This window comes from Mesorhizobium sp. M0563, from assembly GCF_040321065.1.
Lineage (GTDB): Bacteria > Pseudomonadota > Alphaproteobacteria > Rhizobiales > Rhizobiaceae > Mesorhizobium.
In genome coordinates this window covers 77,273-95,813 of record NZ_JAMYQV010000021.1, presented here as the reverse complement: position 1 = coordinate 95,813, position 18,541 = coordinate 77,273, and the positions used below count along the sequence as shown (strand labels likewise).

General features: G+C 62.1%; 18 protein-coding genes and 1 other RNA gene. 5 read left to right on the top strand and 14 right to left on the bottom strand.

The features are described from left to right. Positions 1–50: 50 nt before the first annotated feature. The 3 genes from NKI50_RS24045 to ssrS form a co-directional block, all read right to left on the bottom strand. Positions 51–875, bottom strand: a complete 825-nt coding sequence (locus NKI50_RS24045) for a TIGR00282 family metallophosphoesterase (protein WP_023678036.1) — start codon at positions 873–875, stop codon at positions 51–53. A gap of 81 nt (positions 876–956) precedes the next feature. Further along, positions 957–1,544, bottom strand: a complete 588-nt coding sequence (locus tag NKI50_RS24040) for a 5-formyltetrahydrofolate cyclo-ligase (protein WP_352640126.1) — start codon at positions 1,542–1,544, stop codon at positions 957–959. A gap of 80 nt (positions 1,545–1,624) precedes the next feature. Continuing rightward, positions 1,625–1,780: non-coding RNA, 6S RNA (ssrS, locus tag NKI50_RS24035), on the bottom strand. 176 nt (positions 1,781–1,956) lie between these two features. On the opposite strand from ssrS, the gene NKI50_RS24030 reads away from it, so the two are divergent. The 5 genes from NKI50_RS24030 to msrB all read left to right on the top strand — a co-directional run bounded on the left by NKI50_RS24030 (position 1,957) and on the right by msrB (position 5,895). Beyond that, positions 1,957–2,796: an AAA family ATPase gene (locus tag NKI50_RS24030; RefSeq protein ID WP_023719646.1), complete on the top strand. Its 840-nt coding sequence runs from the start codon at positions 1,957–1,959 to the stop codon at positions 2,794–2,796. A gap of 118 nt (positions 2,797–2,914) precedes the next feature. After that, positions 2,915–3,361 (top strand): GNAT family N-acetyltransferase, encoded by a 447-nt coding sequence (locus tag NKI50_RS24025; RefSeq protein ID WP_023719647.1) that lies wholly within the window; start codon positions 2,915–2,917, stop codon positions 3,359–3,361. A gap of 8 nt (positions 3,362–3,369) precedes the next feature. Continuing rightward, positions 3,370–4,560 carry a vWA domain-containing protein gene (locus tag NKI50_RS24020; protein ID WP_352640125.1) on the top strand — a complete coding sequence of 397 codons (1,191 nt, stop codon included), beginning with the start codon at positions 3,370–3,372 and terminating at the stop codon, positions 4,558–4,560. Then, positions 4,561–5,382, top strand: coding sequence for an MBL fold metallo-hydrolase (locus tag NKI50_RS24015; protein WP_352640124.1), 822 nt, complete (start codon positions 4,561–4,563; stop codon positions 5,380–5,382). A 108-nt stretch (positions 5,383–5,490) separates the two neighbouring features. After that, on the top strand, positions 5,491–5,895 hold the full coding sequence (msrB, locus tag NKI50_RS24010; RefSeq protein WP_023719650.1) for a peptide-methionine (R)-S-oxide reductase MsrB: 405 nt from the start codon (positions 5,491–5,493) through the stop codon (positions 5,893–5,895). Positions 5,896–5,898: 3 nt separating this feature from the next. On the opposite strand, the gene NKI50_RS24005 is transcribed toward msrB, so the two are convergent. The 11 genes from NKI50_RS24005 to NKI50_RS23955 all read right to left on the bottom strand — a co-directional run bounded on the left by NKI50_RS24005 (position 5,899) and on the right by NKI50_RS23955 (position 18,531). Then, the gene (locus NKI50_RS24005) at positions 5,899–6,213 is read right to left on the bottom strand and encodes a hypothetical protein (protein WP_352480941.1); all 315 of its coding nucleotides are present in this window, start codon (positions 6,211–6,213) and stop codon (positions 5,899–5,901) included. 70 nt (positions 6,214–6,283) lie between these two features. Continuing rightward, the gene (locus tag NKI50_RS24000; protein WP_023719652.1) at positions 6,284–6,724 is read right to left on the bottom strand and encodes a hypothetical protein; all 441 of its coding nucleotides are present in this window, start codon (positions 6,722–6,724) and stop codon (positions 6,284–6,286) included. A 50-nt stretch (positions 6,725–6,774) separates the two neighbouring features. Then, the gene (locus tag NKI50_RS23995) at positions 6,775–7,035 is read right to left on the bottom strand and encodes a DUF2312 domain-containing protein (protein ID WP_023719653.1); all 261 of its coding nucleotides are present in this window, start codon (positions 7,033–7,035) and stop codon (positions 6,775–6,777) included. Between the two features lie 161 nt (positions 7,036–7,196). Then, a complete protein-coding gene (gene pyc / locus NKI50_RS23990) occupies positions 7,197–10,655 on the bottom strand; it encodes a pyruvate carboxylase (protein ID WP_352717794.1) in 3,459 nt (1,152 codons plus the stop codon). Between the two features lie 174 nt (positions 10,656–10,829). Continuing rightward, positions 10,830–11,948 carry a branched-chain amino acid ABC transporter substrate-binding protein gene (locus tag NKI50_RS23985; RefSeq protein WP_023719655.1) on the bottom strand — a complete coding sequence of 373 codons (1,119 nt, stop codon included), beginning with the start codon at positions 11,946–11,948 and terminating at the stop codon, positions 10,830–10,832. Between the two features lie 140 nt (positions 11,949–12,088). Then, positions 12,089–12,436 (bottom strand): DUF6867 family protein, encoded by a 348-nt coding sequence (locus NKI50_RS23980; protein WP_023719656.1) that lies wholly within the window; start codon positions 12,434–12,436, stop codon positions 12,089–12,091. A gap of 17 nt (positions 12,437–12,453) precedes the next feature. Beyond that, entirely contained in the window at positions 12,454–13,182 is a 729-nt protein-coding gene (locus tag NKI50_RS23975) for an ABC transporter ATP-binding protein (RefSeq protein WP_023719657.1), read from the bottom strand. After that, the gene (locus NKI50_RS23970; protein ID WP_023719658.1) at positions 13,182–14,693 is read right to left on the bottom strand and encodes an ATP-binding cassette domain-containing protein; all 1,512 of its coding nucleotides are present in this window, start codon (positions 14,691–14,693) and stop codon (positions 13,182–13,184) included. Before NKI50_RS23970 ends, NKI50_RS23975 begins: the two co-directional genes overlap by 1 nt. Beyond that, positions 14,693–16,288: a high-affinity branched-chain amino acid ABC transporter permease LivM gene (gene livM, locus NKI50_RS23965; protein ID WP_352480943.1), complete on the bottom strand. Its 1,596-nt coding sequence runs from the start codon at positions 16,286–16,288 to the stop codon at positions 14,693–14,695. Before livM ends, NKI50_RS23970 begins: the two co-directional genes overlap by 1 nt. Positions 16,289–16,292: 4 nt before the next feature. Beyond that, the gene (locus NKI50_RS23960; RefSeq protein WP_023719660.1) at positions 16,293–17,195 is read right to left on the bottom strand and encodes a branched-chain amino acid ABC transporter permease; all 903 of its coding nucleotides are present in this window, start codon (positions 17,193–17,195) and stop codon (positions 16,293–16,295) included. A gap of 334 nt (positions 17,196–17,529) precedes the next feature. After that, positions 17,530–18,531 carry a 4-hydroxyproline epimerase gene (locus tag NKI50_RS23955; RefSeq protein ID WP_023719661.1) on the bottom strand — a complete coding sequence of 334 codons (1,002 nt, stop codon included), beginning with the start codon at positions 18,529–18,531 and terminating at the stop codon, positions 17,530–17,532. Positions 18,532–18,541 lie beyond the last annotated feature (10 nt).

Sequence of the window (18,541 nt, the reverse complement as noted above, 5' to 3'; positions counted from 1 at the left end):
TCTAGAGCAGTTTCGCCGGCAATTGGGTATTGCAAGCGTCCATATCAATGTCACGACCAGAAGGAAGGAGCCGTTTCCTCCAGCCGCGGGCCGCGGCGAAACGGCGCGATCCGTTCAGTCAGGCCGCTACGGTCGGAAATGTCGACGCCGACGCCGCACAATGTCGCCGGTCCGGTCGACGCCTCGAAACGGCCTTTCGGCACCTTGGACAAAAACCGGTTGAGCGGCTCCTCCTTGTCCATGCCGAGCGAGGAATCGTAATCGCCGCACATGCCGGCATCGGAAATATAACCGGTGCCGCCATTGAGGATCTGGTGATCGCCGGTCGGCTGATGCGTGTGGGTGCCGACAACAAGGCTGGCACGGCCGTCGACGAAATGGGCGAAGCACATTTTTTCCGAGGTCGCCTCGGCATGGAAATCGATGACGATCGCATCGGCCTGCTCGCCAAGCGGACAAGCGGCAAGTTCGCGCTCGCCGGCCTGGAACGGATCGTCGAGCTCGGGATGCATGAACACCCGGCCCATGATGTTGGCGACCAGCACGCGCGCGCCGTTCCTGGCGATGTAGACGCCTGAGCCGCGCCCCGGCGTGCCTTTCGGGAAGTTGGACGGACGCAGGAAGCGTTCCTCGCGCGGCGCGAAAATCAGCGCATCGCGTTGGTCCCAGACATGGTTGCCGGTGGTGACGACATCGGCGCCGGCCGAGATCGTCTCGCGAAAAATCTCCTCGGTGATGCCGAAGCCGCCGGCGGCGTTCTCGCCATTGACGATGACGAAGTCGAGTTTGAAATCCGAGATCAGGCCGGGCAGTTGTTCCCACACCGCCGTACGTCCTGTCTTGCCGACCATGTCGCCGAGAAAGAGAAGTCTCATATAAGCGTGATCCTGAACTGAAGGTCAGCGAAGCAAAAAGCTGCATGACTTTCGGAAAAGACCATGCGTCCAGGAACTTATCTACAATTTCGGCGCGAACAGGCGCAACCCGCTCTCGGTGAGTATTTCCGGAATGATCACGTCATGCGGCTCGTCCGGCACCAGGGCCACCTCCTGGCAGTCGAAGGCAATGCCGATCAGCCGCGGCTGCTGTCCGTTGTCGGCCAGCCGCGCGATCGCCCGGTCGTAATAGCCGGCGCCGTAACCGATGCGGTGGCCGCGCGCATCGAAGGCGGCAAGCGGCACCAGCATCACCTGCGGATCGAGTACCTCGGCTTCCTCATGCGGCCCGACGGTGCCGAAGCCCATGTCGATCATTGGCGCGCCGCGCACCAGTTCGCGAAAAACGATGGTGGTCTTGTCGAGAATGGCCGGCAGGCAGAGCCTCGCGCCCTTTTCGCGCAAGGCAAACATCAGCGGCCGGACGTCGACTTCCGAGCGCATCGGCCAGAAGCCTGAGACGATCTGGCCCGGCTCGACGGTGATCCAGTCGCGCGCCGTCTCGGCCATTTCGAGTGCTGCCTCTACCCGCCAGAACGGATCGAGCGCATCGCGGCGGCCGAGGGCTTCGTTGCGGAGATTTTTTTTCAGGTCTTTTCGGAAGGTCATGGAGTCAAGATAGAAAAAGTCGGATCTGGACGGGGTTTTGGGAGCGACGTTTCCTACCGCATGGCCCACTGAAATGTGAGTGACGATCCACACAACCGGTGGAGAGAGCGATCCCGGGAACCTACAAAGTAGGTGGGCGCCGTATGAGAAAACCCACGGGTCTTCCCAGGGACAGCTCCCTAGGGATCATTAAGGCCCCGGGGAAAATGTTCTCCTGCCGGGAAGCGCAGACCGTCCCCGCCAATATAGGCAGACGGCAGGCCCAGCGCCAGAGAGACGACACGCTTCGAGTCTTAAATCGACGCAGAACCCCTCAACGAGGTCAGCGCCGGCAAGATCCCCGCTTCGCCAGCAGCGCCTTGCACAGCGAAGGCCGCGTCCTTAGGGTCGCGCGATGAACCCGGGAGCAAAAATGCGTTTCGAAGGCACGGCAGCCTATGTTGCCGACAAGGATCTGATGGTGGCGGTCAACGCGGCGATCGCGCTGGAGCGGCCGTTGCTGGTCAAGGGCGAGCCCGGCACCGGCAAGACCGAACTTGCCCGCCAGGTGGCGGCAGCGCTCGGTCTGGATCTGATCGAATGGCACGTCAAATCGACCACGCGGGCGCAGCAGGGTCTCTATGAATACGATGCCGTCTCGCGGCTGCGCGACAGCCAGCTCGGCGACGAGCGCTTCAACGACATTCGCAATTACATCAAGCGCGGCAAATTATGGAATGCCTTTGCGGCCGGCAAGAAAGTCGTGCTTCTGATCGACGAGATCGACAAGGCCGATATCGAGTTCCCCAACGATCTGTTGCAGGAATTGGATAGGATGGAGTTCTTCGTCTACGAGACCGGCGAGACCATCCGCGCCACCGTCCGGCCGATCGTCATCATCACCTCCAACAACGAGAAGGAATTGCCGGACGCCTTCCTGCGCCGCTGCTTCTTCCACTACATCCGCTTCCCCGACGTCGACACTTTGCACAAAATCGTCGACGTGCATTATCCCGGCATCAAGCAGAAACTGGTGCGAGCGGCATTGACCCAGTTCTATGAGATCCGCGATGTGCCCGGCCTGAAGAAGAAGCCGTCGACCTCCGAGGCACTCGACTGGATCCGCCTGCTGGTCGCCGACGACATCGCGCCCGAGGACCTGCGCGCCGACCCGAAGAATGCGTTGCCGAAACTGCATGGCGCGTTGCTGAAGAACGAACAGGACGTGCATCTGTTCGAGCGCCTGGCCTTCATGGCGAGACGGCAGGGGTGAGGGGCTGGTCAGTCGGAAGCCGACGAAAGCCCTCGGACAGCGGTTTCCCGTCGCTGGACCGTTGCCCTTGGTCAGGGACGGAGGCAGCTTCGGGTTGCCGAGTTCAGAGGGAAATGAAATGACCGAGATCACCGTCCGCCCATTGGCGCAATCCGACCATGCCGATTGGCGGCGTCTGTGGACCGCCTATCTCACCTTCTACGAAACCAAGTTGCCGGAAGCGGTTTACGCCGTCACCTGGAAGCGGCTGTTCACGGCGGGCGAGTTCGAGCCGAAAGGCTTCATCGCCACCCTCGACGGCAAGGCCGTCGGCCTGACGCACTATCTCTACCATCGCTCCTGCTGGTCGGAGATAAACAACTGCTATCTGCAGGACCTGTTTGCCGACCCCGATGTGCGCGGCAAGGGCGTCGGCGCCGCCCTGATCGAAGCGGTCAGGCAGGAAGCCGGCAAGATCGGCGTCAAGAACGTCTACTGGATGACGCACGAGACCAACACCACCGCACGCAAGCTCTACGACCATGTGGCGCGCAGGACCGGCTTCATCGAGTATGATCTGCTGTAGACCGTGAGATGTTCATCCCCTTCTTCCTCGAACTGAAGGCAGCGCGGGTTCCGGTCTCGCTCCGCGAATATCTGTCGCTGCTGGAGGGGCTGGAGGCCGGGCTGGTCGACTATGATGTCGAGGGCTTTTACTATCTCGCCCGCGCCGCTCTGGTGAAGGACGAGCGCCACATCGACCGCTTCGACCAGGTCTTTTCGCACATCTTCAAAGGTGTCGAGGCGCGGGCTGGCGAAAACCCGGTCGATGTCGCAAACATCCCGGAGGAATGGCTGCGGAGGCTCGCCGAAAAGCACCTGACCGATGAGGAGAAGAAGCTGGTCGAGGCGCTGGGCGGCTTCGAAAAGCTGATGGCGAGGCTGAAGAAGCGGCTGGAGGAGCAAAAGGGCCGGCATCAGGGCGGTTCGAAATGGATCGGCACCGGCGGCACCTCGCCCTTCGGCGCCTATGGCTACAATCCCGAAGGCGTGCGCATCGGCCAGCACGAAAGCCGCAACCGCCGCGCGGTAAAAGTCTGGGACAAACGCGAGTTCAGGAATTTCGATGATGCCGTCGAGCTCGGCACCCGCAATATCAAGGTCGCGCTGAAACGCCTGCGCCGCTGGGTGCGCGAAGGTGCCGAAGAGGAATTCGACCTGCCAGGCACCATCCACGCCACCGCCGAGCACGGATATCTCGACGTTAAGACACAACCCGAACGTCGCAATGCGGTCAAGCTGCTGATGTTCTTCGATGTCGGCGGCTCGATGGACGACCACATCAGGAGCCTCGAGGAGCTATTTTCGGCTGCCCGCGCCGAATTCCGCCAGCTCGAATATTTCTACTTCCACAACTGCCTCTACGAGGGCGTGTGGAAGGACAATCGCCGCCGCCATGCCGAGGTGATTCCGACCTTCGATCTCCTGCATAAATATGGCCCCGACTACAAGGTGATCGTCGTCGGCGACGCCTCGATGAGCCCCTACGAGATCGCCCATCCCGGCGGCTCGGTCGAGCATTGGAACAAGGAGGCCGGCGCCGTCTGGCTTGGCCGGTTGCTGCAGCAATGGCCAAATGCCATATGGCTCAACCCGGAAGCCGAGAAGAACTGGGGTTTTACCCATTCGATTGCCATGATCCGCGATATTTTTGACGGCCGCATGTTTCCACTGACGCTCGCCGGCCTCGAAGCCGCGACGAAGCAACTTTCAAGGAAGCACTGAATGGATCCACGCAAAACAGGAAGGTCGACCTGTTTCCTTTGCCTGCAATGCGGTGTCCAGTTCGCGGCGACAGCGACGCCGTCGCGACATTGCCCGATCTGCGAGGACGAGCGGCAATATGTGCGCTGGGAGGGCCAGGCCTGGATCACGCCGGAAGAGCTCGCCGCCGGCCATCGGCTCGCGATGAGAGACGACGCCGGCGTGCTCGCCTTCGGCATCGAGCCGCGCTTCGCCATCGGCCAGCGGGCATTGCTGGCGCAAACGCCGCACGGCAATGTGCTGTGGGACTGCATTTCGATGGTCAGCGACGAGGCGGTGGCCGAGATCAACCGCCGGGGCGGCCTGGCCGCGATCGCCATTTCGCACTGCCATTATTATTCGGCAATGGTCGAGTGGAGCGAGGCGTTTGGCGGCGTGCCGATTTATCTGCACGCCGATGATCGTCAGTGGATCATGCGGCCGCATCCGGCGATCATCAGCTGGCAAGGCGAGACGCGCGCCATAAACCCGTCGCTGACGCTCATCCGCTGCGGCGGCCACTTTGCCGGTGGCCAGGTGCTGCACTGGAAGCGCGACGGCGGCAATGCCATCCTGGCCGGCGACATCGTGCAGGTGACGCCGACTCGCCGCCATCTCAGCTTCATGTACAGCTACCCGAACTACATCCCGCTCAACGCTTCGAAAGTGCTCGGCATCAAGGCCGCGCTGGAGCCTTTCGCGTTCGACCATATCTATGGCGCGTGGTGGAACCAGAACGTCATCGGAGATGCAAAGGCGGCATTTTCAGCATCGGTTGCGCGCTATCTCGCCGCCATCGCCTGAGGAATTCTTCGCGACAGGATAGAAATACGGGCAAACGCGGTAACAAATCCCTATTTCAGGCGAAGTTGGGAAGGCAACCCAAATAGCGACCTAAGCTAAGAGGAAAAAATGGACAGCCACACCTACCCCGTTACCCGCACCGACGCCGAATGGCGCGCCCGGCTGACGCCTGAGCAATATGCGGTGATGCGCAACCACGGCACCGAGCGGCCGGGAAGCTGCGCCCTGCTGCACGAGAAGCGCGCCGGCACCTTCTCCTGCGTCGGCTGCGACCAACCCTTGTTTGAATCCAAGCTGAAATTCGAGAGCGGCACCGGCTGGCCGAGCTTCAACGACCCGGTGCCGGGTTCGCTCGAGACTACTGTCGACCGCAGCTACGGCATGGTCCGCACCGAATGCCATTGCGCCCGCTGCGGCAGCCATCTCGGCCACGTCTTCGAGGACGGCCCGCCGCCGACCGGCCTGCGCTATTGCATCAACGGCGTGGCGCTCAAATTCGAGCCGGCCGCCTGATCGTCAGGCCACGACCACCAGGATCAGCCACAACGTGGCGCCAAGCGTCATCAGCGAGGCCTTGGCGCCACTTGATTTTCCGGCAGTTCGCCAAACGGCAAAAGTCAGGAAGATGTTGTAGGGCACCGGCGCGAAATGCACCGCCAGAACCAGCGCAAGCGGCAACTTCAGCCCGAGCAGAATGAGCGCCGCCACCGATGACGCGACGTTGATCGCTGTGCCGACAACGACCAGGTCGCGCCAGAACAGCCGATCGAGCGGCACGCCGCCGAGCCAGCGTGAGCGGAAGAAGGCGGCAACGCGCGACATGATCGTCATCGATCGACCGGCTCCTCGCTCTGCTCACCAGCGCAACCCTTCCACAAGGATTGCGTCTGGAAACCCTGCTTTATTCCTGACCCAGAACTTCGGCAATCGCGCGCTCGAAACGCGAGGCTTCCGTCACCAGCCAGTCGGTCATCGCCGGCCAATTGTCTTCGGCAAAACAATTCACCCGCCACATCGAATTGATGCCGAGGCCGTCGCAACTTTGTTCTGGCCTGAGCTTCAGCCTGTCTTCGATGGCCGGCTGGAACGGCTTCAGCCGCGACCAGGCTTGCGTGGCACCGAACTTCTCGTTGCGGCCGAAGAAGACGCCGACATGATTCTGCGCAGGCGCGACGTACATGGAAAGGACCAATGCGAAGTCGGGCAGCCCACGCTGCCAGAACCACGGTCCACGCCTCGCCAGCAGAGCCCTTTCATCCGGATGCCGTTCCGCGAACAGCGTCCAGAAGCTGCGTTGGCGGAATTCAGAGGCGCGGCGGGCGCCAAAATCGAATTCGCTCATGTTCGAACCGTTGAGGGGCGCCGCAACCGGCGCCCAAGGCTATTACCGGCCTACACCATTCCAAGCGCGGCCTTGTACAGATCGAGGATGGACTCCTCTTCCTGCCGCTCGGCCTGGTCCTTCTTGCGCAGCCGGATGATCGACCGCATCGCCTTAGTGTCGAAGCCGGTGCCCTTGGCCTCGGCGAACACTTCCTTGATGTCGTCGGCAATCGTCTTCTTCTCTTCCTCGAGCCGCTCGATACGCTCGATGAAGGCGCGCAACTGGCCGGCGGCAACAGTCTGGCTGGTCTCGGTGATGTCGTCGGCCATATTCTTCTCTCCGCGTCGTTTTCTCACCGCGACTCGGGGTGACCCGAGCGGCGAATTGCAGCGGTTCGATGCCCGACCGGGCGCGGCGGGTCAAGGTGCTATCGATGCGGCATGAAGGGCTGCTGCCAGGCGCCGACAAGGCTGTCTGATGCCGGCCTATTTCACCCGAATGCGATCAGCAGATCCTTGGCATCAATCTGGTCGCCGGCCTTGACGAGCACCTCGGCGATGGTGCCGTCGCGCTCGGCATGCAGCGCCGTTTCCATCTTCATCGCTTCGATCGACAGCAGCACGTCGCCGGCCTTCACCGCCTGGCCGGCAGCGACCGCAAGCGCCGAGACGACGCCGGGCATCGGCGCGCCGACATGCGCCTCATTGCCCGGCTCCGCCTTGCGCCGTGCCTTGGCAGCGGACGCGCCATGCGCCCGGTCCGGTACCTTCACGCGGCGCGGCTGGCCGTTGAGCTCGAAGAACACGGTGACCATGCCCTTTTCGTCGACATCGCCCATGGCAAGGCAGCGCACCACCAGCGTCTTGCCTTTCTCGATGTCGACGAAAATCTCGTCTTCCGGCTTCATGCCGTAGAAATAGGTCGGTGTCGGCAGCACGCTGACCGGGCCGTAGGTCTCCTGCGCGGCGGCGAAATCCGAAAACACCTTCGGATACATCAGCCACGACGCGAACTCGAACTCACTGAGCTTGCGCTCGAGCTTTTCCTCGACCTCCCTGCGGCTGGCCGTGAGGTCCGCCGCCTTGAGCAGCGAACCCGGCCGCACCGTGATCGGCTTTTCGCCCTTCAGCACCTTCTTCTGCAATGGCTTTGGCCAGCCGCCCGGCGACTGGCCGAGGTCGCCGCGCAACATCGACACCACAGAATCCGGGAAGGCGATGTCCCGCGCCGGATTCTCGACGTCGGCGACGGTCAGGTCCTGGCTGACCATCATCAGCGCCATGTCGCCGACGACCTTGGACGACGGCGTCACCTTGACGATATCGCCGAACATCAGATTGACGTCGTGATAGGTCTGCGCCACTTCGTGCCAGCGCGTCTCCAGCCCAAGCGAGCGCGCCTGTTCCTTGAGGTTGGTGAACTGCCCGCCAGGCATTTCGTGCAGATAGACCTCCGATGCTGGCCCCTTCAGGTCGCTTTCGAAGGCGGCGTACTGGTTGCGCACCGCCTCCCAGTAGAACGAGATATTCCTGATCCATTGCGGGTCGAGGCCCGGATCGCGCTCGGTGCCCTTCAGCGCCTCGACGATGGAACCCAGGCATGGCTGCGAGGTGTTGCCAGATAGCGAATCCATCGCCGCGTCGATGCCGTCGACACCGCTCTCCACCGCTGCCAGCACGGTGGCCGCCGACAGGCCGGATGTGTCGTGCGTGTGGAAGTGGATCGGCAGGTCTGTCGCCTCGCGCAGTGCCTTGAACAGCACGCGGGCAGCACTCGGCTTTAGAAGCCCCGCCATGTCCTTGACGGCAATGATATGGGCGCCCGCCGCCTGCAATTCGCTGGCCAGGCCGACATAGTATTTCAGATCGTATTTCGCCCGCGCCGGATCGAGTATGTCGCCGGTATAGCAGATCGCCGCTTCGATCAGCTTGCCCTCGGCGCCGACCGCATCCATGGCCACACGCATGTTCTCGACCCAGTTCAGGCAGTCGAAGACGCGGAACAGGTCGATGCCGCCAGCAGCGGCCTGGTGGACGAAATGCTGGACGACATTGTCGGGATAGTTAGTATAGCCAACGCCGTTGGCGCCACGCAGAAGCATCTGCAGCAGAAGATTGGGTGCTGCCTCGCGCACCAGCGACAGCCGCTCCCATGGATCTTCGGTGAGGAAGCGCATGGCGACGTCGAATGTTGCGCCGCCCCAGCATTCGAGTGACAAAAGCTGCGGCAGAGCGCGCGCATAGGTGCCGGCGATGCCGGCGATGTCATAGGTGCGCACACGCGTCGCGAGCAAGGATTGATGCCCGTCGCGCATTGTCGTGTCGGTGACCAGCACCTCTTTTTGCTCGCGCATCCACGCCGCGAATTTCTCCGGCCCGAGCACGTCGAGCTTCTGCTTGCTGCCGTCAGGCACATTGCCGTTGAGATATGGCACCACCGGTGGCGCCGCATCTGCTTTTGGCTGCGGCCGGCCGCGCGTCTCGGGATGGCCATTGACCGAAACGTCGGCAAGATAGTTGAGCAGCTTGGTCGCGCGGTCCTGCCGCTTCACGCTGGCGAACAGTTCCGGCGTCGTGTCGATGAACTTGGTGGTGTAGGAATTGTCGGCGAAGCTCCGGTGATTGATGATCGCCTCGAGAAAGGTGAGATTGGTCGCCACGCCCCGGATTCGGAATTCGCGCAACGCCCGGTTCATGCGGGCGATGGTCTCGGCCGGCGTCGGCGCCCACGCCGTCACCTTTTCCAGCAATGGATCGTAGAAGCGGGTGATGACCGCGCCCGAATAGGCGGTGCCCCCATCAAGGCGGATGCCGAAGCCGGTGGCGCCGCGATAGGCGGTGATGCGGCCATAGTCGGGGATGAAATTATGCTCGGGGTCTTCAGTGGTGATGCGGCACTGCAGCGCGTGCCCGTTGAGCCTGATGTCCTTCTGCGTCGGCACGCCCGATTCCGCCGTGCCGATGGCAAAGCCGTCGAGTATGTGGATCTGTGCTTTGACGATGTCGATGCCGGTCACTTGTTCGGTGACGGTGTGCTCGACCTGGATGCGCGGATTGACCTCGATGAAATAGAATTTTCCGGTATCGGCATCCTGCAGGAACTCGACCGTGCCGGCGCCGATATAGCTGGTTTCGCGCGCGATCCTCAGCGCGTAGCCGCAAAGCTCCTCGCGCTGCGACATTTCGAGATAGGGCGCCGGCGCCCGCTCGACCACTTTCTGGTTGCGGCGCTGGATCGAACAATCGCGCTCGAATAGGTGCACGGCGTTGCCATGCGTGTCGCCCAGCACCTGCACCTCGACATGGCGGGCGCGCTCGATCAGCTTCTCGAGATAGACCTCGTCCTTGCCGAAAGCCGCCTTCGCCTCACGCTTGCCTTCCATCACCTCGCGGGCGAGATCGGCCTCGGAGCGGATGGCGCGCATGCCGCGGCCGCCGCCGCCCCAGGACGCCTTGAGCATCACCGGGTAGCCGATCGTCCTGGCGAGTTCCTTCACCGCCGCCATGTCGTCCGGCAAGGGATCGGTGGCGGGAATTACCGGCACACCGACTTCGATTGCGAGATTGCGGGCGGCGACCTTGTTGCCCAGCCTGCGCATCGTATCCGGCTTTGGCCCGATGAAGATGATGCCGGCCGTGGCGCAGGCCTCGGCGAATTCCGGGCTCTCCGACAGCAGGCCGTAGCCTGGATGGATGGCATCGGCGCCCGAAAGCCTGGCGACGCGGATAACCTCCTCGATCGACAGATAGCTTTCGATCGGCCCCATATCCCTGGTCAGGTGCGGCCCGCGCCCGACCTGGTAGCTTTCGTCGGCCTTGAAGCGATGCAGGGAGTATTTGTCTTCCTCCGCCCAGATCGCCACGGTTTTGAGGCCGAGTTCATTAGCCGCGCGGAAGACGCGGATGGCAATTTCGGAGCGGTTGGCGACAAGGATCTTCGAGATTGCCAAGGACAGGGCTCCGGACACGGGGAAGGGAACTGCCGGACATGATTAGCGCGAAAATGCTGCAGTGCAAACAAAATCGGGCAGCGGCTAAACCGATTTAAATCCACTCGATGCCGTCAAAACGGAAATGCCCGGCGCAAGCGCCGGGCATCTCCAAAATTATCGTCGTCGACAGGCTTACATCTTCTGGATGTAGGTGTACTTGCCGTCGTCGCCCTTCTTCCACTCGTACATGACGTAGCCGGGCAACGTCGGATCGCCCTTCGCGTCATAGGAGAGGTCGCCCAGAACGGTCTTGAACGGACCCTTCTCATGCAGCGCCTTGGCAACTTCCTGCGGGTCGTTCGACTTGGCAACGGTGGCTGCTTCGGCGATCGCCTGCATGGCGGCGTAGGAGTAAAGCGTGTAGGCCTCCGGTTCGAAGCCCTGCGCGCGGAACTTCTCGACGAGTTCCTTGTTCGTCGGGATCAGACGCGGATCCGGGCCGAACGTGTTCAGCGTGCCCGCAACTGCGTCGCCAGCGATCGAGGCCAGCTCGTTCGACACGATGCCGTCGCCGGAAACCAGCGTCGCCTTGAGGCCCTGGTCAGCCGCCTGGCGGATGATCAGGCCGGCTTCGGTGTGCAGGCCACCCCAATAGATGATGGAAACGCCGGCTTCCTTCATCTTGGCGATCAGCGCCGAGAAGTCCTTGTCGCCGACATTGACGCCTTCGTACATGACTTCCGTCAGGCCGGCTGCGTTCATCGCCTTCTTGGTCTCATCGGCAAGGCCCTGGCCGTAGGTCGTCTTGTCGTGGATGACCGCGATCTTGGCATCCTTGAAGTTCGCCGCGAGATAGGCGCCGGCGATGCTGCCCTGCTGGTCGTCACGTCCGCAGGTGCGGAACGTGTTCCACATGCCGCGTTCGGTGAACTTCGGATTGGTCGCGGCCGGCGTGATCTCGAGGATGCCGTTTTCCGCGTAGACTTCCGACGCCGGGATCGAGACGCCCGAGTTGAAGTGGCCAACCACGAACTTGACGCCGTCGCCGACGAACTTGTTGGCGACCGAGATGCCCTGCTTCGGATCGGAGACGTCGTCGCCGACCGAGAGCTTGATCTGCTCGCCATTGATGCCACCGGCCGCATTGATGTCGGCGACGGCCTGTTCGGCACCCTTCTGCAGCTGCGCGCCGAAGGCGGCATTCGGACCGGTGATCGGACCGGCGACGCCAACCAGGACGTCAGCCCACGCGCTGCCGCTGAACGCGATCAGCGCGGTCAGGGCGACGGCGGACAAAAGTGATTTTTTCATGTAAAACGCTCCCATTTACGGAGTGGGCGTTGGATGATGCTTTCATGCGATGCCCACTTTTACTCGCAGAAAACGTACTTTGCCGATTTTCAGGCACTTGTCACGCCGATTCATCCCCGAAACGGCGTTAATCATGAACGTCAACCTTTCGGCTTCCAGCTCAAAACCGATGCTCTTTCATAGAGCCAATTATACTGTGTCACCATCTGGTTTGTGCGCGTGTATTGATAGCCGATGAAGCCCAATATCATCAGTACGATCGTATCCACGATATAGTAATGCAGCGAGAACATCGTGCCGCCGAACAGCGCGTGATGAATGAACCTTACGCCAATGCCAAGGCCGAGCATGTAGGCGAACAATTGGAGGAAGCTGCGCCATGTCTGGGCGCTGGCCTTGCCGGTCATCCATGCCGCCCAGCCGCCGAGCAGGCAGGTGACGAAGAAGAACTGCCAGATCGAGGGTTCCTCGTAGAGAATGCCCTGCATGATGAAGTCTCCTGAACTCAGTGGTGGCCGCCTTCGAGATAGGCGGCGCGCACTTCCGGATTGGCGAGCAGCTCCTTGCCGGTGCCGCTCATCGTCACATTGCCGTTGACCATGACATAGCCGCGCGTCGCGAGCTTCAGCGCGCCGAAGGCGTTCTGCTCGACCAGGAACACTGTCAGCCCTTGGGTCCGGTTCAACTCGCGGATGGCGTCGAAGATCTGCTTCACGATCAGCGGCGCCAGGCCGAGCGACGGCTCGTCGAGCAGGAGCAGCTTCGGCCGTGCCATCAGCGCACGCCCGATCGACAGCATCTGCTGTTCGCCGCCCGACAGGGTGCCGCCGCGCTGGGCGATGCGTTCCTTCAGGCGCGGAAACAGCGTGAACACCTTCTCGACGTCCTCGTCGTAATGCTTGAGGCCGTCGAGGCTGGCGCCCATCTGCAGGTTTTCCATCACCGTCATGCGCGGGAAGATGCGCCGGCCCTCCGGCGACTGGGCGATCCGCATGCGCGCGATCTCATGCGTTGGCATCTGGGTAATATCGGTGCCGGCGAAGGTGATCGTGCCCGCCCGGGCCCGCGGAGCACCAAAAATGGTCATCATCAGCGTCGACTTGCCGGCGCCGTTGGCGCCGATCAGCGCCACGATCTCGCCCTGCCTGACGGTGACGTCGACACCGTTCAGCGCCCTGATGTTGCCGTAGTAGGTCTGGACGCCTTTGATATCGAGCAGCGTTGTGCCGGCCATCACTTGCGCCCTCCGCGCTTGCCCGCAGGTGCGGCAGCAGTCTTGCCGGCAACTGTTTTCGCAGTTTTCCCGGAAGCGTGGCTCGTTTCCACTTTCCCGGCGTCGACGCGGCGCGAAAATTCCGTCTCCTTGCCGGCGGCGAGAAGCTTGGCCTGACCAACCCAGTCCTCACGGGCGATGCGTCCGTCGAAGGCGAGATAGGCCTCGACGGCCGCGACGTCGGCTTTCTTCCATGCCGCGATCTGGTCGAAATGGAAGATGCCGTGCTGGTTAAGCTTCTTCTCGTTGACCGTGCCGATGCCCTTGATGCGGGTCAGATTGTCGGCCTCGCCGCCACGTGGCGCTGTGAGCCGGTTCGAAACGCCCGCGACCTTCGACTTGGCCGGCGCCTTAGCCGTGGAGGGTTTCGCGGTCGGCTTAGCTGCAGCGGGTTCCGCCTTGGCCGGGGGAGCGGCGGCTTGCGCTGCTGCCTTGCTTGCCGCGGCACTCGACTTTGCATCGAACTGCCCGGCTTTCGAGGCGCCTTTCGACACGGTCACGCGCTCGCCCTCGCTGTGGCCGATCGTATCGGTCACCGGTCCGGCGAGATACGAAGACGATGTGCCTGGGCCGTGCGCGGAATCGGGACCGGTGTCCAATTGCTCGATGACGTCCTCGTCGCCGACTTCGGTCAGTACCGTCTCGACTTCCTCGTCTTCGACGCCGAGATAGGCAGCGATGACGCGCGGGTCCGTGCGTACCGAATGCGGGCTGCCGTCCGATATCTTGCGCCCGTATTCGAGCACCACGACGTGGTCGGAAATCTGCATGACCACCGCCATGTCGTGCTCGATCAGCAGGATCGAGGTGCCGGTGTTGTCTTTGATGTCCATCAGCAGCGCGTTGAGCGCCATTGATTCTTTCGGATTGAGGCCGGCAGCCGGCTCGTCGAGGCAGAGCAACTCCGGACCCGTGCACATCGCCCGCGCGATCTCGAGGCGTCGTTGCGCGCCATAGGGCAGGTCGCCGGCCGGGTCGTCGGCACGGTCGACGAGATCGGCCTTCTCCAGCCAGTGCCTGGCCAGTTCGACCGACTCGGCCGATGCCTTCCGGTAGCCGCTGAAGCCGAACAGGCCGAGCACGGTGTAGCCGGACGCCTTCATCAGCTTGTTGTGCTGGGCTACCAGCAGGTTCTCGAGCAGCGTCATGCCCGAGAACAGGCGGATGTTCTGAAAGGTGCGCGCCACCTTGGCGCGTGCCGGGATTTCATGGTTCGGCAGGCGTTCGAGCAGATAGCTCGAGCCGTCGCGCCTATTGAGCGTGAGCATGCCTTCCGACGGTTTGTAGAAACCGGTGATGCAATTGAACACCGTGGTCTTGCCGGCGCCGTTCGGTCCGATCAGCGCGGTGATCTCGCCGCGCTTGGCCTGGAAGGAGAGATCGCCGATGGCGACCAGACCGCCGAATTTCATCGACAGATGGTCGACCTGCAGGATGGCATCGTTCATGGGAGATGGGTTCGTATCACTCATCAGCCGTGGCCTTCCTTGGTGAAGGAGCCGGATACGGCCTTGCTCTTCTTGAGGAAGGCTGTCGGTTCACGGCTGCCGACGAAGCCGCGCGGCTTCCACAGCATGACGATGACCATGGCCATGCCGAATAAAAGCATGCGGTAGAGTTCCGGGGTGAAGTCGGGGCCGAAGACCTGCTTCAGGAAATCGAGTTCGCGCAGCACCTCCGTGCCGCCGATCATCACCATGGCGGCGACGGCGATGCCAACCAGCGAACCCATGCCGCCAAGCACGACCATAGCCAGAATGATGGCCGACTCCAGGAAGATGAAGGATTCGGGGCTGACGAAACCTTGCCGTGCCGCGAAGAACGAGCCGGCGAAGCCGCCGAACATGGCGCCGGTGGCAAAGGCAGTGAGCTTGGTGGTGGTGGTGTTGATGCCGAGCGAGCGGCAGGCGATCTCATCCTCGCGCAGCGCTTCCCAGGCGCGGCCGACAGGCATGCGCCTTAGCCTTATCGTGACGAAGGCGGTGAGCAGGCAGAGCCCCAGGATCAGATAGTAGAGGAATATCTTGTAGTAGGCGCTCGATGTGGCGATATCCAACACCTTGGCGATATAATTCGGATCCGAAACGTTGAACGTCATCAGGCCGAAAAAGGTGACCTTGGGGATGCCGGAGATGCCGGCCGAGCCGTTCGTAACCTCGCGCCAATTGATCAGCACGAGACGAATGATCTCGCCGAAGGCAAGCGTCACGATCGCCAGATAATCGCCGCGCAGACGCAGCACCGGAAACCCGAGCAATACCCCCCAGAAGGCGGCCATGGCGCCGGCGGCGGGCAGCAGGATCCAGAACGACAGGCCAAAATGCGTGCCGAGCAGCGCATAGGCATAGGCGCCGACCGCGTAGAAGGCGACGTAGCCGAGATCGAGCAGGCCGGCGAGGCCGACGACGATGTTCAGCCCCCAGGCCAGCATCACATAGATCAGGATCTGGATGCCGAAATTGTCGACCCATTTCAGTGAACCCTGGAACCCGCCGGCCATCGACCCTGCGTACACGGCAAGCACCGCCACGACGATGATCGGGTAGAGCGCCAGTGCGGTTATGCCCAACGCCGAGAAATGGGCGAGGATGAAGGTGCGGAAATAGAACAGCACCGAGGCCAGCGCATAGATGATCGCCAGCGCCCGCGCGAAGCGCGCATAACCGGCGAGACCCGGCCCCAGCAAACCATCGAGCGAGCCGGCCAGCAGCGCCAGCACAGCCACTACGACGACGGCAGCAATGAAATACGGCAACCGGAAGAACCGCGTCGCCACGCTTTCCGGCAACAGCCCCGTGGCGATGTCGGCAATCTTCTGGTTGGCCAGGAAGGGCTGGCCGTAGGCAACGTAGAGAAAGCGGCCGAGCATGGTGGCGATCACCACGGCGGCGAGCAGGCCCCAGCGCTGTACGAGGATCAGCTCGTTGGAGATGTTCTGATCGGTCCGCAGGCCGATGAACAGCACGAACAGGCCGAGCGCGATGGCACCAGCATAAAGCGCCTCGCGCGTGGCGCGTTGCACTGGGGTGGCGACGACGCCGCGCTCCGGAGATACAGTGACCGCCATGACCTCAGACCTTTTCGACTTCTGGCCGGCCCAATATGCCGGAAGGCAGGAAGATCAGGACGATCGCCAGGATGGAGAAGGCGGCGACGTCCTTGTAGTCGATCGAGAAATAAGCCGACCACATGCTTTCGATGAAGCCGATCATCAGCCCGCCGAGCACGGCGCCGGGCAGCGAGCCGATGCCGCCGAGCACCGCCGCGGTGAACGCCTTCACGCCGGGCGTGAAACCGTCGGAGAAGGCGATGACGCCGTAATACATCAGGAACAGCGTGCCGGCGACGGCAGCAAGGGCCGCACCCATGACGAAGGTGATCGAGATGGTGCGGTCGACGTCGATGCCAAGCAACGCCGCCATCTTGCGGTCCTGCTCGCATGCCCTTTGCGCCCGGCCCAGTGAGGTCTTGTTGACCAAATACCAGAACAGCGCCAGCAGCAGCGCGGTGACGATGACGATGATGATCTGCTTCAGCGATACGCTGATGCCCTCGATGTTGTAGACCGTGGACACCATCGGCGGGATCGGCTTGTTGCGCGGCCCTTGCGTCACCTGGACGAAGTTCGACAGGGCGATCGACATGCCGATCGCGGTGATCAGCGGGGCCAGCCGGAACGAACCGCGCAAAGGCCGGTAGGCCACCTTCTCGATCGTCCAATTATACAGACTGGTCAGCAGCATCGCGACGATCATCATGATCAGCAGCGCGATCACCACCGGCAAGGAATAGAACAATGCGCCGAGAATGAGGAAAACGATGAGGGCGGTGAATGCCCCGACCATGAAGATGTCGCCATGGGCAAAATTGATCATGCCGATGATGCCGTAGACCATCGTATAGCCGATCGCTATCAGCCCATAGATCGATCCCAGCGTCAGCCCATTGATAAGCTGCTGGACAAAATACTGCATGCTGTCGTGGCTCCCCTGGAATGTCGCCCATGCAGACGCATTCCTTTTCGTATTTCCCCTAGTCGTAAAGTTTCGAGCCCGGATTGCAACGTGATTTTTCGATGGCTATGCGTGTTTTCGCCGCACGCCGTCCGATTGCCCGTTTTATTCCCGTCCGGCCCCTGGACCATCGCGGACCCTACCATTGGCCTAACGCAATGTCTTTGACGATTCAACCGCACCATGCGCCTCGTTTCGAAGAAATCGCCGTCAAAATAAGTTGATGAGCGGGATCGTTGCGTCGTTGATCGCAATCCGTTTACGCTCTCTTTCTTCCCCTGCGTCAGCGTTTTTTCTATTTGACGACGAAGCCGTGCGCGAACGGGTCGCGGTCGTCGATGAAGATCGTGTTCAATCCGGTCATCCGTGCCCAGCCGCCGATCGACGGAATGATCGCCGGCTTGCCGGCGACGGTGACCTCTTTTTCCACCCTGCCCTTGAACAGCGAGCCGATGATCGATTCATGGACGAAGTCGTCGCCAACCCCAAGCTTGCCCTTGGCGTGAAGCTGCGCCATCCGCGCCGAGGTGCCGGTGCCGCAGGGCGAGCGGTCGATCGCCTTGTCGCCGTAGAAGACGGCGTTGCGGGCATCGGCTTGCGGGTTGGTCGGCGCACCGGTCCACAATATGTGCGACAGCTTGTCGATGCCGGGATTCTCCGGGTGGACGAAGGAATATTTCTCGTTGAGCCGCTGCCGCACCACCGGGCTCCAGGCGATCAGCTCGCCCGCCGAATGGTCGGCCATGTCGCGATAGTTCGTTTGCGGTTCGACGATGGCGTAGAAATTGCCGCCATAGGCGACATCGACGCTGATCTCGCCGAGCCCGGGGCATTCGACCGTCAGTCCCTCGGCATAGAGGAAGGACGGCACATTGGTGATGCGCACCTCCTCGACATAGTCGCCGACCTGCTTGTACTCGGCGACGACCAGGCCCGCCGGCGTATCCAGCCTGAGCACGCCCGGCGTCTTCGGCTTGATCAGCCCATGTTCGACGGCAAAGGTCACAGTGCCGATTGTGCCGTGGCCGCACATCGGCAGACAGCCGGAGGTTTCGATGAACAGGATGGCGATGTCGCAATCCTCGCGCGTCGGCGGATAGAGGATCGAGCCGGACATCACGTCATGGCCGCGCGGCTCGAACATCAGCCCGGTGCGGATCCAGTCATATTCGGCCAGGAAATGCGCTCGCCGCTCCATCATCGTCGAGCCGTTGAGCAGCGGTCCGCCGCCGGCGACCAGCCGCACCGGATTGCCGCAGGTGTGGCCGTCTATGCAGAAGAAGGAATTCTTGGCCATGCCGGCTCCC

Coding starts and splice junctions, on each gene's coding strand:
- NKI50_RS23985 (WP_023719655.1), bottom strand. CDS start 11,948: ATGAAAAAATCACTTTTGTCCGCCGTCGCCCTGACCGCGCTGATCGCG.
- NKI50_RS24015 (WP_352640124.1), top strand. CDS start 4,561: ATGGATCCACGCAAAACAGGAAGGTCGACCTGTTTCCTTTGCCTGCAA.
- NKI50_RS24040 (WP_352640126.1), bottom strand. CDS start 1,544: ATGACCTTCCGAAAAGACCTGAAAAAAAATCTCCGCAACGAAGCCCTC.
- NKI50_RS24005 (WP_352480941.1), bottom strand. CDS start 6,213: ATGACGATCATGTCGCGCGTTGCCGCCTTCTTCCGCTCACGCTGGCTC.
- NKI50_RS23980 (WP_023719656.1), bottom strand. CDS start 12,436: ATGCAGGGCATTCTCTACGAGGAACCCTCGATCTGGCAGTTCTTCTTC.
- NKI50_RS24000 (WP_023719652.1), bottom strand. CDS start 6,724: ATGAGCGAATTCGATTTTGGCGCCCGCCGCGCCTCTGAATTCCGCCAA.
- NKI50_RS24025 (WP_023719647.1), top strand. CDS start 2,915: ATGACCGAGATCACCGTCCGCCCATTGGCGCAATCCGACCATGCCGAT.
- NKI50_RS23955 (WP_023719661.1), bottom strand. CDS start 18,531: ATGGCCAAGAATTCCTTCTTCTGCATAGACGGCCACACCTGCGGCAAT.
- NKI50_RS23970 (WP_023719658.1), bottom strand. CDS start 14,693: ATGAGTGATACGAACCCATCTCCCATGAACGATGCCATCCTGCAGGTC.
- NKI50_RS23995 (WP_023719653.1), bottom strand. CDS start 7,035: ATGGCCGACGACATCACCGAGACCAGCCAGACTGTTGCCGCCGGCCAG.
- NKI50_RS24030 (WP_023719646.1), top strand. CDS start 1,957: ATGCGTTTCGAAGGCACGGCAGCCTATGTTGCCGACAAGGATCTGATG.
- NKI50_RS23960 (WP_023719660.1), bottom strand. CDS start 17,195: ATGCAGTATTTTGTCCAGCAGCTTATCAATGGGCTGACGCTGGGATCG.
- NKI50_RS24020 (WP_352640125.1), top strand. CDS start 3,370: ATGTTCATCCCCTTCTTCCTCGAACTGAAGGCAGCGCGGGTTCCGGTC.
- msrB (WP_023719650.1), top strand. CDS start 5,491: ATGGACAGCCACACCTACCCCGTTACCCGCACCGACGCCGAATGGCGC.
- livM (WP_352480943.1), bottom strand. CDS start 16,288: ATGGCGGTCACTGTATCTCCGGAGCGCGGCGTCGTCGCCACCCCAGTG.
- NKI50_RS24045 (WP_023678036.1), bottom strand. CDS start 875: ATGAGACTTCTCTTTCTCGGCGACATGGTCGGCAAGACAGGACGTACG.
- NKI50_RS23975 (WP_023719657.1), bottom strand. CDS start 13,182: ATGGCCGGCACAACGCTGCTCGATATCAAAGGCGTCCAGACCTACTAC.